The 1,035-nt window shown below is 67.7% G+C and carries 1 protein-coding gene; it reads right to left on the bottom strand.

Annotated elements, in window-relative coordinates:
• Window positions 1–96: 96 nt before the first annotated feature.
• Window positions 97–759 carry a hypothetical protein gene (locus ACXR8F_RS21525; RefSeq protein WP_458803627.1) on the bottom strand — a complete coding sequence of 221 codons (663 nt, stop codon included), beginning with the start codon at window positions 757–759 and terminating at the stop codon, window positions 97–99.
• Window positions 760–1,035 lie beyond the last annotated feature (276 nt).

The raw sequence follows: 1,035 nt of genomic DNA, 5'->3' as shown, positions 1-1,035 counted from the left end.
CAGCCCAGTCCTCCACAGACAACACCCGCTTCCTCCCGCCCTCGCAGTTGAGGACAGGATCCGGCAGGGGGTCAGTTTTCACCTGCCGTCAGGGGGTCAGTTTTCAGGTGCCGTCGACAGGTTGGGGGTCGGCTCTGGAAGGCCCCCGCGCACCAACATGATCCGGGCCTGTGTCTCTCGTGGCGACCAGGAGTTCACGCGGATGAGCTCCAGCGCCTCCGTCAGCAGCTTCTTGCCCCGAGGCCTGACCCGTCTCGCCAACGCCTTCCTCAGCGGGCTGACGCTCTTCAGGGCCGTGGCGCACGCGTCACCGACAACGATGGCATTGTCCAACCCCATCGGCTTGCCCCGCCCGACCAGCTCACCGAGATCGACCCAGGTGTCGTCCAGCGCGATGACCGGCAGCCCGTGCGCCCGGGTGACGGATCGGGGGTGGAGAGCCCGGTGGCCGACCACCCCGCTGCGGCGCACGTGTGCCGTGTCAATGGGGCGACACACGTGCAGCCGGTCATCGGCCTCGAGGGCGTAGGACAACGGAAGGCCGTGAAGCTGAGCTGACGTCACGTGAGAGAACGCCGTCATGTCGGGCAGGACGCAGCGAAGTGCCATCGCCCGCTCGATGAGGGTCGTCGGCGGATCAACGGAGCGAACTCCTCGGAATGGACGGTCCAGGTGGTCGGCGGCGAGCTCACGATCGGTGAAACCGAGCGCCCGCCCGTGGACGACTGAGAACGGCGTGGACGGCAGGTAAACGGTCATGGCACCGAAGCTCACCCGCTCCGCCGCCGGGCGGCCACGCTGGCAACGCGGTCTGTGGAGAACTCCGCCTAGTGCCCTGGGGGTGGGGATGGCCGCTCTCAGGAAGTGAGCACTCGACGGGAGGGGCGTGTGGGGAAGTGGGCACTCGAGCGGAGGGGGCGGTCTCAACCCGTCTGCGCAACGTTGAGTAGTTCGTTGAGCCTAACGGCCGGGGTGTGGAATCCGAGGGTGGCTCGGGGGCGGGTGTTGAGCAGCTGCTCGACGCGGGTGATCTCC

The sequence above is a fragment of the Terrabacter sp. AAH1 genome (assembly GCF_054456855.1).
The sequence above is the reverse complement of the archived record's forward strand: the minus strand, read 5'-3'. Positions and strand labels throughout refer to the sequence as shown.